Here is a 13,312-nt window from a genome sequence, read left to right on the forward strand (position 1 = left end):
CGGCCGTCGCCCGGGCCGACGAATGCCTCGCCGTGCTCGACCAGCTCCCCGCCGTCGCCCCGGGACGGGCCGGTGAGCGCCGACGTGGCGGCGATCGGCGCCGCCGCCGTGCTGATCGGCCTCGCCCTGTTCCAATCGGCCCTGGCGGCCGGCGCGCCGCTGGTCGGGCCGCGTTCGGCGGCGCCACGCCGGCGTACTGCCGGGCCGGGTCCGGGTCGCGAGCGGGGTGGCGGTCGTCGTCCGGGCCTCGGCCGCGCTGATCGTGCTTGGCCGGGCCGGACTCAGCCCACCGGCGGTGCCGGCGGTGGTGGCCGCGTACGGCGTCCGGGTCCTATTCGGATTCCTGCTGCTCTGAGCGTTGCTGAACGCGGCCTCGTCCAGCCGTTGGGAGCGCTGGTTCCGGGCGTCGTACGCGCTGGTCCTCGCCGGCCTCTGCTTCGTGGCCGCCCGCGCGGGCGGGGGCTGACGCCGGCCGTCGACCGGGCGGGGGAGTCGTGCCGGGGGTGGACGGGTGTCCGACGACCCGTTAACGTTACGAGTCGTCACGTAATAAAGATGAGAGGAGTGGCGACCATGTCGGCGTCCACCGACCAACTCGCCCCCCGCCCGGCAGCGACCGACCTCCACGACCACCCGACCGCCCGGCCCGGGGCCGCACGGTGAGCGGGCCGGACGGGACGGCCCGCCTCGACCGCGACGACACCGCGCCCGAACGCGCCACCGGGCGGGAGTGGGCGGGACTCGCCCTGCTGGTGCTGCCCATGCTGATGCTGTCGACCGACCTGACCGTGCTCTTCTTCGCCCTGCCGACCCTCAGCGTGGACCTCGAGCCCAGCGCCACCCAGGTGTTGTGGATCGTGCACGTCTACGGGTTCCTCATCGCCGGATTCCTGGTCACCATGGGGCGGCTCAGCGACCGGCTCGGCCCCCGGCGGCTGCTGCTGCTCGGGTCGACCGCGTTCGCCGCCCTGTCCGCCGTCGCGGCCTTCTCCGTCAGCGCCGAGATGCTGATCGCGGCCCGGGCCCTGCTCGGCATCGCCGGGGCCACCCTGATGCCTTCGCTGTTCTCGCTGCTGCGCCTCATGTTCCACGACGAGGGGCAACGCCGTCTCGCCATCGCGATCATGTTCAGCGCCTTCTCCACCGGCGGGGCGGTCGGCCCGCTCCTCGGCGGGGCGCTGCTGGAGTTCTTCTGGTGGGGGTCGGTCTTCCTCATCAACCTGCCGCCGATGCTCCTGCTGCTGGCCGCCGGCACCAGGCTGCTCCCCGAACACCGGGAGCGGACCGCCGTACGGCTCGACGCGGTGAGTGTGGCGCTGTCCGTGGCCGGGATGCTCGCCGTCGTCTACGGGTTGCAGGAACTCGCCGCCGGGCAGGAGAGCGGCGCTGGACCGGTCTGGCCGGACCTGGCCGTCGTCGCGGCCGGCGTCGCCGTCCTGGCCGCCTTCGTCCGCCGTCAGCGCCGGCTGCGCGACCCGCTGTTCGACCTCGCCCTGCTCACCAACCGCCGCACGGGCACCGCACTGGCGACCCTGCTGCTCGTCGGTGTCGGCGTCGTCGGCACGTTCTACCTCTTCACCCAGTACCTGCAATGGGTCGCCGGGCTCTCGCCGTTGCAGGCCGGCCTCTGGACCCTGCCGTACATCGTGGTGAACATCGCCGGGGCGATGCTCGCGCCCGCCCTCGCCGCCCGGTTCGGCTCCCCGACCGTCGTCGCGGCCGGGCTCGCCGTCACCGCCGCCGGGGCGGCCCTGCTCGTCCTCGCCGCCGGTACGGGCCCCTCGCTCGTGCCGCTCGTCGCCGCCATCTCGGTCGTCGCCCTCGGGCAGGGGACGGCGACGGCACTGGTCAGCGACCTGATCATCAGCGGCGCTCCGGCCCGGCAGGCGGGCTCGGCGGCCGCCGCCCAGGAGGTGGGCGGCGAGCTGGGCACCGCGCTCGGGGTGGCCGCCGGCGGTGCCGTCGGCCTGCTCGTCTACCGTGCCACGCTGACCGGCACCGGCTCGGCGCAGGTGCCGGAACCGGCCGTCCAGGCGGCCGCGTCCAGCGTCCACGAGGGGTTCGCCGCCGCCGCCGAGCTTCCCGATCTGCTCGGACCGGTACGTGACGCCGTCGCCCACGGGTTGCAGGCGTACGCCGGAGTGGCCGCCGTCCTGGTCACCGTGGCGGCCGGGCTCGTCATCGCCGTCCTCGTCGGGCGCGCCGGCCGGCCCGGGGCCTGACTAGCGCCCGGTCCGGGGCGAGGCCGGCGCGGGTCAGGGGCGCAGGGGAGCGGTGGCGAACCCGGTCAGCCCGGTGCCGGGTTCGACGGCCGCCCGGAAGCCGAGTTCGGCGGCGGCCCGCGCCGGCGAGGCGACCACGTGGCGTACGTCGCCGGCCCGGAACTCACCGGTCACCTCGGGCGGGGGGCCGCCGGTCGCCCGGGCGAGCGTGGCCGCGACCGCCCCGATCGTGGTCGGCGAGCCGGAGGCGACGTTGTACGCCCGGAACCCGGGCCGGCCGGCCGCGAGCGCGGCCACGTTGGCGTTCGCCACGTCGCCGACGTGCACGAAGTCGCGGCGTTGCCCGCCGTCCTCGAAGACGCGTGGTGCCCGTCCGGCGGCGAGCGCCGACCGGAAGATCGCCGCGACCCCGCTGTACGGCGTGTCCCGCGGCATCCCCGGACCGTACACGTTGTGGTAACGCAGTGCGGCGACCGTGCCGGCGCAGGCTTCGGCCCAGGCGGCGCACAGGTTTTCCTGGGCGAGTTTGGTGGCGGCGTAGACGCTGCGGGGTTCGAGCCGGTCGTCCTCGTCGACGAGGGTCGGGGTGAGCGGGGCGGCGCAGCCCGGGCAGGCGGGCTCGAAGCGGCCGGCGGCGAGGTCGGCGGTGCGGCGGGGCGGGGGACGTACGGGACCATGGTCGGCGCAGGCGTACCCGCCCTCGCCGTAGACGACCATGGAACTGGCGAGCACCATTCGCCGTACCCCGGCCCGGGCCATCTGGGCGAGCAGCACGGCGGTGCCGAGGTCGTTGCAGCCGACGTACTCGGGCAGGTCGTCGAGGTCGACGCCCAGACCGACCATCGCGGCCTGGTGCACGACGGCGCCGACGCCGGTGAGCGCGTCGCGTACCGCCGCGGCGTCGCGCAGGTCGGCGGTCCGGACCGGGACACCGGCGACGGTGGCCGGCGGGGTGCCACGGTGGGCGGCCGGGTGGCCGGCGTCGAGGGCGGTGACCTCGTGGCCGGCGGCGAGCAGCGCGTCGACGACGTGGCCGCCGATGAACCCGGCGGCACCGGTCACGAGGACTCGGGTCACCTCATGACGGTAGGCCGGGCGGTCCGTCCCGGCGGGCGGATCGCCGGACCCGGCGGTGTCGTCAGGAGGCCCGCTCCTCGCGCAGGAAGGTGCGCAGCGTGTCCATCGCGAGCCGCCGTGGGGTGTCGTCCAGTTCGAGGTGCGCCAGGCCGCCGGCCAGGACGATGCAGGACAGGCCGTGCACGGTGGCCCAGATCGTCCGGGCCAGGATCCGCGGCGGTACGTCGTCCCGCAGGGCGCCGGCGAACTGGGCGGACTCGACGACGTCGACGAGCACCTGGAACGGCTTGGTGTTGGACTCCTTCACGCCGTCCGGCCCGGGACGGAACATGATGCCGAAGATGGCGGGATTCTCGGTGGCGAAGCTCAGGTAGGCGAGGCCCATCAGCAGGAGCTGGTCGGCCGGGCCGTCCGACTCGCCGGCGGCGGTCCGCAGGGCGGTGTCGAGTTGGGCGTACCCCCCGTCGGCGACGGCCGCGAGGAGCGCGTCGCGGTCGGCGAAGTGCCGGTACGGCGCCGCGGTGCTCACGCCGAGGCGGCGGGCCAGGTTGTTGAGACTGAAGCCGGCCTCGCCGGTCTCGACCAGCAGCTGGCGGGCGCCGTCGACCAGGGCTTCGCGCAGCGACCCGTGGTGGTACGAGGCGCGGTTCCCGGAGCTGGACGACATGTTGACGACATTAACATCAGGGCTTATGTTGATAACTCTTACATTGTAAGAGTCTCATACATTCGTTCCGCTGCCGAGGAGGCAGGATGCCCGACGCCACCCTCACCGTCCCGCCACCGACCGGCACCCCCCGCCGCCGGCCCCGGTCCCGCACCGGCTGGGCCCTGGTCACCCTCACCTCGCTCGCCGTCGCCGGCTACTCGCTGGCGCTGTACGCCCAGGGCACCCTCGAAGCGATGGCCGAAGCCGAGATCGGGCTCGCCGACAACTACGCGGCGACGCCGGGACCGGTCCAGGCCGCCTTCTTCGCACACGTCGTCACCGGCGCGCTCGCCCTGCTGCTCGGCCCGTGGCAGTTCTCCCACCGGCTACGCGGGCGGCACCGGCCGGTCCACCGTGGGATCGGCCGCGCCTACCTGCTGTCGGTCGCCCTGGCCAGCCTGACCGCGCTGGTCATGGCCCCGTTCAACTCCGCCGGCATGGTCGGCTTCTTCGGGTTCGGCACGCTCGCCGTGCTCTGGGCGTTCACCGCCTGGCGCGGCTACCGGGCGGTCCGGCGCCGGGATTTCGCCGAGCACGAGGCGTGGATGATCCGCAACTACGCGCTGACGTACGCCGCGCCGGCACTGCGGCTGTGGCTGGCCGTCCTGATTTTCGTGCAGGTCCCCTTCGCCACGCCCGGGACCGACTTCCAGGCCCTGTTCGATAACGCCTACTACGCCGTCCCGTTCCTCTGCTGGCTGCCGAACCTCGTCGTCGCCGAGTGGCTGGTGCGGCGACGTGGGCTGCCGCCGGCCGGGAATCTGGCAAGATCGGGTGGGTGAGGACCTCGAGTGCCGCCGGCCTGTCGGCGGACCGGCTCGGCCGCCTGCGCCGGGTCCTGACCGGGCACGTCGAACGCGGCACCGTTCCCGGTCTGGTTGCCCTGGCGAGCCGCCGCGACGAGGTCCACGTCGAGACGATCGGCACCACCGCCGTCGACGGCGACACCCCGATGCGCCGCGACACCATCTTCCGGATCACCTCGATGACCAAACCGGTCACCGCCGTCGCCGCGATGATCCTGGTCGAGGAGTGCGTCCTGCGGCTGGACGACCCGGTCGACCGGTGGCTGCCCGAACTCGCCGACCGGCGGGTCCTCAACCGGGTCGACGGCCCGCTCGACGACACCGGGCCGGCGAACCGGCCGATCACCCCGCGCGACCTGCTCACCATGCGGATGGGCTTCGGGCACCCGATGGTGGCCCCGCTGTCGACGCCGATCATGCGCGCGGAGGACGACGCCGGCCTGCGGACCTTCGGCCCGCCGAAACCGTCCACATCGCACCCGCCCGACGCGTGGATGCGCGAACTGGGCGCGCTGCCGTTGCTGCGCCAGCCGGGCGAGGCGTGGCTCTACGACACCTCCTACCACGTGCTCGGCGTACTGATCGCGCGGGCCTGCGGGCAGCCGCTGGAGTCCTTCCTGCGCGAGCGGATCTTCGACCCGCTCGGCATGCCCGACACCGGCTTCAGCGTGCCCGCCGACCGGCTCGACCGCTTCGCCGAGTGCTACGAGGCCGGCGCCGACGGGCTCACCCCGCACGACACGGTGGCCGACAGCCAGTGGAGCCGCCCGCCGGCGTTCCCGGACGCCGCCGGCGGCCTGGTGTCCACCGTGGACGACTATCTGGCCTTCGTGCGGATGCTGCTCGGCAACGGCCGCTACCGCCGTGGCCCGCGCATCCTCTCCCGCCCGTCGGTCGAGACCATGACCGCCAACCACCTCACCCCGGAGCAACTGGCCGGAGCCCACGCCTTCCTCGGCGACAACCGCGGCTGGGGCTTCGGCGTGTCCATGGTCACCGCCCGCGACGACATCTCCGCCGGACCCGGCCGGTACGGATGGGACGGCGGCTACGGCACCTCGTGGGCCTCGGACCCGCGTGAGGAACTCATCGGCATCGTCCTCACCCAGCGCCTCGCCACCGCCGAGCCGTCGCCCGTACACGCCGACTTCTGGACCACCGCCTACGCGGCCATCGACGACTGACCACCATGGAGTCCCACCCGTGATCGACCCAGGTGTCGCCGGACGTGTCGCGCTGGTCACCGGCTCCAACAGCCCGCTCGGCATCGGCGCGGCGATCAGCCGGGCCCTCGCCGACCAGGGCGCGACGATCGCGCTGGCCTTCCAGCCGACACCGGCCCCCGGACCGGCCGGCGCCGACACCGACGTACCCGGCCCGGAGCGCTACGCGGCCGCCACCGCGAGCGACGGCCGGACCGTCCTCGACGAGGTACGCCGAACCGGCGTACCCGCCGAGATCTTCGTCGTCGACCTGGCCGACCCGGCGGCCTGTGTCACGCTGTTCGACCGGGTCGAGGCGGCGCTCGGCCCGGTCGAGATCCTGGTCAACAACGCCGCCCACAGCGCGCCCGACACGTTCGTCCCCGACCGGGACCAGCTGTTCCACCGCGACAGCCCGGTGCTCGACGCGGCCAGCCTCGACGCCCACCTCGCGGTCAACACCCGGGCCCCGGCCCTGCTGATGGCCGAGTTCCACCGCCGCCACCTGGAACGGGCGGCGGACTGGGGGCGGATCGTCAACATCAGCACCGACGCGGCGCCGCAGTTCGCCGGCGAGGTCTCGTACGGCGCCTCCAAGTACGCCCTGGAGAGCCTGAGCCGGTCGGCCGCGCAGGAACTCGGCCCGGCGGGCATCACCGTCAACACCGTCGCCCCCGGCCCGATCCAGAGCGGCTGGATCAGCGACGACATGCGCGAACTGTGCGCCGCCAACCCGCTGCGCCGCATCGGCGAGCCGGCCGACGTCGCCGACATCGTCGTGTTCCTCGCCTCGCACCAGGCCCGCTGGGTCTCCGGCCAGATCATCTATGCCGGCGGCGGCAAGCGGATGTACTGACGGCCGGGTCTGTTCCGGGTCCGCAGGTCCCGGGCCAGATGCGACCGGTGCAGGCCACCGCGCCGCAACCGCCGCCAGTCGGCGACCGTGTCGTGCATCAACTGCAGGTGGAAGTAGTTGACATGCTCCAGCACGGCGAACACCGCGAACCCGAGCCCCGGCCACGACGCCCGCCCGGGGTCGGTCGCCACCGCGTACCCGGCGAGCGCCAGCCCGGCGGCGAGCAGCGGCACGTTGACCACCCGGACGACCCGGAAGAACGCCAGACCGGGCAGCCGGCGGCCGGCCCGGCGCAGCTGCCGCAGCTTGGCCGCCCAGTACGCGGTGCCCTCGGCCAGCAGCAACACGAACAGCGCGAACCCGGCCAGGTTCGCGGCCGAGCCGGGCAACCCGAGTACGCCGAACCAGATCACCGCCTGCAGCGGGATGTTCGCCGCCTCGAACACGGCCAGCGACCGCAACCGACGCTCGATCGCCGCCCGCTGGCCATGGGGATCCACTTCTCGGACGCTACCGCCCCTCCGCCGCGCTGGTCGCGGGGTTCGGCCGCCGGCCAGCGCGGTCAGGTGAAGCGCTTGACGAAGGCGAGGGCGGTGTCGGCGACCTCCCGCCAGCCACGGTCGATGGTCAGCGAGTGCCCCCGGTTGGCCAGTTCGACGATCTCGGTGAGGCTGCTGTTGCGTTTCTGCTTCTTGTACGACGCGTTTGCGATCGCCCATGGCACCGTGTTGTCCCGCTCCCCGGAGATGATCAACAGCGGCCCGCGTTCGGGATTGCGGCTGTTGACCTTCGCCTCGGTCCACGGGTTGAGGTTGGCGGTCGCGGCCTGGAAGAGCGGCACCCCGGACGCCGGCACCGCGTACGTCTCGTACAGTTCCTTCGCCTCGTCCTCGTCGACGGCGTTCGCGAACGCGTACCGGAACTGCTCGTACGTCAACGGCACCGCCCGGTTGTAGTTCGCCGGGTTGCCGAGCACCGGTGACGACGACTTCAACGCCGAGATGGGCAGCGGCAGCACCCCGCGGAACGGGGCCGGGTCGATGGCGACCGAGACCGCGGCGACACCCCGGCCGGCGAGCAGTTGGGTCAGCAGCCCGCCGAACGAGTGCCCGACCACCGCCGGCCGGCGGGTCAGCCGCCGGACCACGTCCTCGAAGTGGTCGGCGACCTGCTTCACGGACTTGTGCGCGAACACCTCCGGGTGGGCGTTGGCCTCCTCGACGGTGTTGGGGTCGTCGGGCCAGCCGGGGGTCAGCGCCGTGTAGCCGGCCTCCTCGAACACCACCCGCCAGCGGTCCCAACTGCTCGGCAGCAGCCACAACCCGTGGACGAACACCACCGGCGTACGCCCCGACGTGTTCGCCTCTTCGATCTGCCGTTCTTCGCGATCGGTGATGGCCGCCATGGACGTCCTCCCGTGAAGCCTGGCCCCGCACGCGGCTACCGGCCCGTACCCGTAACCTACGCCGACCCGCGCGCCGGGTGGGCCGGTTTCGGCGCGGGCCGCGAGGGAAAGCGCAGCGCCGCGCACCGATCCGCGGTGCGTGGCATGCGGAAGGGCACCATGGCCGCCCCGATCCCGACCGACGCCCACCCGGACCGGTCACCGGACCGGGCCGCCGACCGGCGGCGCTGGCGGGCCCTCTCGGTCGGCCTGGTCGCGGCGTTCATGACCCTGCTCGACGTCAGCATCGTCAACGTCGCCATCCCGTCGATGCAGGCCGCGCTCCACGCCAGCCCCAGCGACCTGCAGTGGGTGCTGTCCGGGTATGCGCTCACGTTCGGCCTGGTCCTGGTGCCCGCCGGCCGCTTCGGTGACGCCCGCGGCCGGCGCGGCGCCTTCGTCGTCGGGCTGATCGGGTTCACCGCCGCCAGCGCCGCCGCCGGCCTCGCCCAGTCGGCGACGTGGCTGGTCGTCGCCCGGCTGATCCAGGGCGTCGCCGCGGGCGTGGTGAATCCACAGGTCACCGGCCTCATCCAGGAGCTGTTCCGGGGGCCGGAGCGGGGCCGTCCGTTCGGGGTGCTCGGCGCGACCATCGGCGTCTCCACCGCGATCGGGCCGCTGCTCGGCGGCGGCCTGATCCATCTGGCCGGCCCGCACGAGGGCTGGCGGTGGGTGTTCTACGTCAACGTGCCGGTCGGCATAGTCGCCGCGATCCTCGGCTGGCGGCTGATCCCGACCCGGCACGGCGCCGTACCGGGATGGCGGACCCTCGACCCGGTCGGCGTGGCGCTGCTCGGGGTCGGCGTGGTCGCGCTGCTGCTGCCGCTGGTGCAGGAACAGCAGTGGCGGGGACCGGTGAAGTGGCTGCTGCTGCCGGTCGCCGCCGTCGTGCTCTTCGCGTTCGTCCGCTGGGAGATTCACCACCGTCGCGCCGGCGGGACCCCGGTCTTCGAACTGTCGCTCTTCCGGCTGCGGTCGTACACGCTGGGTACGGTGATCGCCCTGCTCTACTTCGCCGGGTTCACCGCGATCTTCTTCGTGTTCACCCTCTACCTGCAGACCGGGCTGGGCTACAGCGCGCTGCTGGCCGGCCTCGCCGTCACCCCGTTCGCCCTCGGCTCGGCGGTCGGCGCCATCGTCGGCGGCCGGCTCGTGAACCGTTACGGGCGGCCGCTGGTCGCTGTCGGGCTGCTGCTGGTGGCGCTCGGCCTGGCCGGCACCATCGTCGCGCTCCACTTCGTACCCGGCCACGACGCCGCGCTGGCGACCACCGCGCCGCTGCTCGTCGCCGGCTGCGGCAGCGGGCTGGTGATCACCCCGAACCAGACGCTGACCCTGTCGCAGGTGCCGGTCGGCAACGCCGGCAGCGCCGCCGGCATGCTCCAGACCGGGCAGCGTATCGGCTCGGCCGTCGGCATCGCCGGCGTCGGCTCGGTCTTCTTCGCCCGGCTGGCCGCCACCGGGTTCGAGTGGTCGATCGCGTTCCGCGACGCGCTGGCCGCCGCCCTGTTCTTCATGCTGGTCGCGCTTGCCGCCGCGCTGGCCGACACCCTTGTCGCCCGCCGGTCCAGGAGTTAGCCGGGATGGCCCGGCCGGGGGAGGGGACGGAGAGCGCCGGTACGGTGATCCTCGCCGGCCTGGCGAATCTCGGGGTGGCGGTGGCGAAGCTGGTCGCGGGGCTGGTCTCCGGGTCGGCGGCGATGCTGTCGGAGGCGGCGCACTCGTTCGCCGACACCGTCACCGAGGTCCTGCTCTACACCGCCGTACGGCGCGGCACCCGGGGCGCGGACAGCCGGCACCCGTTCGGGCACGGCAAGGAGAGCTACGTCTGGGCGTTCCTCGCCGCGGTCTTCACCTTCGTCGGCGGCGCCGGCTTCGCCATCACCCACGGGGTGAACAGCATCCGCAGCGGCACCCCGACCAGCGACTTCACCCTCAGCTACCTGGTGCTGGTCATCGCCTTCGTCCTGGAGGCGATCTCGCTGGGCCGGGCCGCGCTCCAGGTCCGCCGGGCCGCGAAGCCGTGGGGCGTCACGATGCGCCGCTACCTGAGCCGTACGGCCGACACCGCCGTGAAGGCCGTCTTCCTCGAGGACAGCGCGGCGCTGCTCGGCCTGGTCCTCGCGGCCGCGGGGCTCGGCCTGACCCAGGCGACCGGCAACGAACTCTGGGACGGCGTGGCGTCGGTCGCGATCGGGCTGCTGCTGCTGGTCGTGGCGACCATCCTGGCCCGTAGCAACATCACTCTGCTGGTCGGGCACAGCGCCCCGGGCCGGCTGCGGTCGGCGATCAGCACCGAGCTTTCCGCGATCCCGGTCGTCGACCGGGTCTCCACCCTGCTGACGATGCAGCTCGGGCCGCACGAGATCCTGGTCGCGGCGAAGATCGACTTCGCCGACGTGGCGACCGGCGCCGAGATCGAGGCCGCCGCCGACGAGGCCGAGCGGCGGCTGCTCGACGTCCACCCCAGCATCCGGTATGTCTTCCTCGACCCGACCGGTTCCCGGGTCTCCCGCCGCGACAGCGAAGAGGGCGGCTGACCGGCCCCTGACGCGACGGCCGCCGTCCGACGCGGCTGGAAGATCGTCTGCTGTTCCGGCAGTCGACACGCCGGACCGGGAACGCCTGGAACGCAGACGATCAACGGGCGGTGCCGGTCGACCGGTCAACGAGCGGGTGGTACGGCCCGTCAGGGCACGGCCAGGATCTCGGCCACGCTCGCCGCGTCGCCGGCCCGGTGGGCGGCCAGCAACTCCGCGAACCGGTCGGCCGGCATGATCCGGACGCCGAGGCTCTCGGCCTTGTCGGCCTTGGAGCCGGCACCGTCGCCGACGACCACGAGGTCGGTGCGGGCCGACACCGAGCCCGACGACTTCCCGCCGAGCAGTTCGACGGCCTCGTTGCCCTCGTTGCGGGTCAGGCCGGGCACCGACCCGGTGACCACCACCGTCATCGGCTTGCCGTCCGGCTTGCGCAGCGGCAGCACCGGCGCACCGGCGTCGGTCGCGTCGCCCTCCTCGGCGGCCTCGGCCGCGCCCGGAATCCACTCCTTCACCCCGGGCTCGGCCATGTTGACGCCGCGCTCGCGCAGCTTCGCGATCACCGGCGCCAGGTCGACGAGTTCGGCGTGGATCGTGACCGCCCGCTCCGGACCCACCCCCTCGACCTGCTGGAGGTCCTCGACGCTCGCCCCGGTCAGCGCGTCCATCGTGCCGAAGTGCCGGGCCAGCCGGCGCGACATCGACCGGCCGGTCATCCGGACCCCGAGGCCGGTGAGCACCCGCGACAGCGGCTGCGACTTCGAGGCGGCGATGTTGGCGACCAGCTTGCCGGCCGACGTCTCGCCCATCCGGTCGAGCTTGACCAGCGCCTCGACGTCGAGGTCGTAGAGGTCGGCGGGGTCGGTGACCAGGCCGGCGGCCACCACCAGGTCGATGATCTTGTCGCCGAGTCCCTCGATGTCCATCGAGTCGCGGGCGGCGTAGTACGACAGCGACTCCCGCGCCCCGCACGCCCGGCCCTGGGTGCACCGCCACCGCTTCTGCGAACGGTCGATCTCGCCGCCGCAGCGCGGGCAGTGCGTCGGCGGCTCGAACGCCACCGCGTCCGCCGGCCGCTCGTCGAGCTTGGCGCCGGTGATCTCCGGGATCACGTCGCCGGCCCGCCGGACGAACACGGTGTCGCCCGGCCACACGTTGCGGCGTACGAGATCGCCGAAGTTGTGCAGCGTCGCCGAGGTGACCGTGACCCCGCCGACCTGCACCGCCTCGAGCACGGCCACCGGAGTGATCACCCCGGTCCGGCCCACCTGCACGTCGATGCGCAGCAGCCTGGTGGTGCGGGTGTCGGCCGGGAACTTGTAGGCCACCCCCCAGCGCGGCGCCCGGCTCGACGAGCCCGCCGCGTCCCGGTCGGCCGGCTGGTCGGCCTTGATCACCGCGCCGTCGACCCCGTAACCGAGGCCGCCCCGCTTGGTGTTGATCACCTCGACGGCGACGACGATCTCGTCCACCGTGGCGCAGACCGCACCGACCGGCGACGCCGCCGTGGTCGCCACCCCGAGACTCTCCATGTGCGCCATCGCGGCCGAGTGCGCGACCGGCTCCCCGAGGTCGAGCCCGTGCACCGAGTAGGCGAGGAAGGACAGCGGAGCGTCGTACGTCCGGTCCTGGGCCCGCAGCGTGCCCGCCGCGGCGCTGCGCGGATGGGCGAACGCCGGCTCCCCGGTGCCGGTCCGCATCACCTGCGCCTTGGCGAAGTCGTCGTCGGTCATGAAGACCTCGCCCCGGACCTCCAGCGTCAGCGGCTCGCCGAGCCGTTCCGGCAGGCCGGCGGCCCGCCGGGCCTGTCCGGTCACGTCCTCGCCGGCCCGCCCGTCACCGCGGGTGGCGACCTGGGTCAGCACCCCGTCGACGTAGCGGGCGGCGATCGCCAGCCCGTCGATCTTCGGCTCGACCGTGTAGCCGCCGGCCGGCCGGCCGAGCAGCTTGTCGAGGCGGGCCGCCCACTTGCGCAGGCCCTCTTCGTCGAAGACGTTGTCGAGGCTGAGCATCGGCGAGCTGTGCACGACGTCGCCGACGACCGCCGCCCCGGCCGCCACCACCTCGGTCGGCGAGTCGGTCGCCTTCCACCGCGGGAACGCCGCCTCGGTCGCCGCCACCCGCGCCATCAGCGCGTCGTACGTCGCGTCGTCCATCGCCAGGTCCGAACCGCCGTAGTAGGCGGCGGCCGCCGACCGGATCTCCTCGATCACCTCGGCGTAGCGCTCCGGGCTCTCGAACGGCTCGGCCCGGGCCGCGTCGACCACCGGGTCGACGTGGTCGACCAGCGTGCTCACGGCCTCGCCGGAACTCTCCATCGGGTGCCCCTCCTCGCCTCGCGGCCCGACCAGCGGCCGCCGTTCCGACCGGTGAGCTGTCGCACCGGCGCAAATGTCCGCATCGGCGACCGACTGGACCCGGCGAGGTGCCGCCCGGCCCGGATCACCGGACGCCTT

General features: G+C 73.7%; 12 protein-coding genes. 7 read left to right on the forward strand and 5 right to left on the reverse strand.

What is annotated here, in order from left to right; translation table 11 throughout:
• The first annotated feature begins 226 nt into the window (after positions 1 to 226).
• Together QCD66_RS12700 and QCD66_RS12705 are read left to right on the forward strand one after the other, a co-directional pair.
• The gene (locus QCD66_RS12700) at positions 227 to 355 is read left to right on the forward strand and encodes a hypothetical protein (protein WP_375733438.1); all 129 of its coding nucleotides are present in this window, start codon (positions 227 to 229) and stop codon (positions 353 to 355) included.
• A gap of 304 nt (positions 356 to 659) precedes the next feature.
• Positions 660 to 2,222 (forward strand): MFS transporter, encoded by a 1,563-nt coding sequence (locus QCD66_RS12705; RefSeq protein WP_375733437.1) that lies wholly within the window; start codon positions 660 to 662, stop codon positions 2,220 to 2,222.
• 33 nt (positions 2,223 to 2,255) lie between these two features.
• Here QCD66_RS12705 and QCD66_RS12710 read toward each other — a convergent pair whose 3' ends face one another.
• Together QCD66_RS12710 and QCD66_RS12715 are read right to left on the reverse strand one after the other, a co-directional pair.
• Positions 2,256 to 3,299 (reverse strand): NAD-dependent epimerase/dehydratase family protein, encoded by a 1,044-nt coding sequence (locus tag QCD66_RS12710; RefSeq protein WP_375733436.1) that lies wholly within the window; start codon positions 3,297 to 3,299, stop codon positions 2,256 to 2,258.
• A gap of 61 nt (positions 3,300 to 3,360) precedes the next feature.
• Complete coding sequence (locus QCD66_RS12715; RefSeq protein ID WP_364217566.1) at positions 3,361 to 3,966, reverse strand: TetR/AcrR family transcriptional regulator; 606 nt, start codon at positions 3,964 to 3,966, stop codon at positions 3,361 to 3,363.
• An 86-nt stretch (positions 3,967 to 4,052) separates the two neighbouring features.
• Between QCD66_RS12715 and QCD66_RS12720 the strand changes: the two genes are divergently transcribed.
• From QCD66_RS12720 to QCD66_RS12730, 3 genes are read left to right on the forward strand one after another with little or no spacing between them, the layout of a single operon-like run.
• Positions 4,053 to 4,790 (forward strand): DUF2306 domain-containing protein, encoded by a 738-nt coding sequence (locus QCD66_RS12720; protein ID WP_357534661.1) that lies wholly within the window; start codon positions 4,053 to 4,055, stop codon positions 4,788 to 4,790.
• Positions 4,787 to 5,998 (forward strand): serine hydrolase domain-containing protein, encoded by a 1,212-nt coding sequence (locus QCD66_RS12725; RefSeq protein ID WP_375733435.1) that lies wholly within the window; start codon positions 4,787 to 4,789, stop codon positions 5,996 to 5,998. The genes QCD66_RS12720 and QCD66_RS12725 overlap by 4 nt, the downstream gene beginning before the upstream one ends.
• Before the next feature lie 19 nt (positions 5,999 to 6,017).
• Positions 6,018 to 6,872 (forward strand): SDR family oxidoreductase, encoded by an 855-nt coding sequence (locus QCD66_RS12730; RefSeq protein WP_364217572.1) that lies wholly within the window; start codon positions 6,018 to 6,020, stop codon positions 6,870 to 6,872.
• Here QCD66_RS12730 and QCD66_RS12735 read toward each other — a convergent pair.
• Complete coding sequence (locus tag QCD66_RS12735) at positions 6,842 to 7,372, reverse strand: hypothetical protein (RefSeq protein WP_375733434.1); 531 nt, start codon at positions 7,370 to 7,372, stop codon at positions 6,842 to 6,844. The genes QCD66_RS12730 and QCD66_RS12735 overlap by 31 nt on opposite strands.
• A 62-nt stretch (positions 7,373 to 7,434) precedes the next feature.
• Positions 7,435 to 8,277: an alpha/beta hydrolase gene (locus QCD66_RS12740; RefSeq protein WP_357534672.1), complete on the reverse strand. Its 843-nt coding sequence runs from the start codon at positions 8,275 to 8,277 to the stop codon at positions 7,435 to 7,437.
• Between the two features lie 159 nt (positions 8,278 to 8,436).
• Here QCD66_RS12740 and QCD66_RS12745 point away from each other — a divergent pair, with 159 nt between their 5' ends.
• Positions 8,437 to 9,894 carry an MFS transporter gene (locus QCD66_RS12745; RefSeq protein WP_375733487.1) on the forward strand — a complete coding sequence of 486 codons (1,458 nt, stop codon included), beginning with the start codon at positions 8,437 to 8,439 and terminating at the stop codon, positions 9,892 to 9,894.
• Between the two features lie 5 nt (positions 9,895 to 9,899).
• Complete coding sequence (locus QCD66_RS12750) at positions 9,900 to 10,856, forward strand: cation diffusion facilitator family transporter (RefSeq protein WP_364217580.1); 957 nt, start codon at positions 9,900 to 9,902, stop codon at positions 10,854 to 10,856.
• A 149-nt stretch (positions 10,857 to 11,005) separates the two neighbouring features.
• On the opposite strand, the gene ligA is transcribed toward QCD66_RS12750, so the two are convergent.
• Entirely contained in the window at positions 11,006 to 13,174 is a 2,169-nt protein-coding gene (gene ligA, locus QCD66_RS12755; RefSeq protein ID WP_375733433.1) for an NAD-dependent DNA ligase LigA, read from the reverse strand.
• Positions 13,175 to 13,312 lie beyond the last annotated feature (138 nt).

The sequence above is a fragment of the Polymorphospora sp. A560 genome, from assembly GCF_045781765.1.
GTDB lineage: Bacteria > Actinomycetota > Actinomycetes > Mycobacteriales > Micromonosporaceae > Polymorphospora > Polymorphospora lycopeni.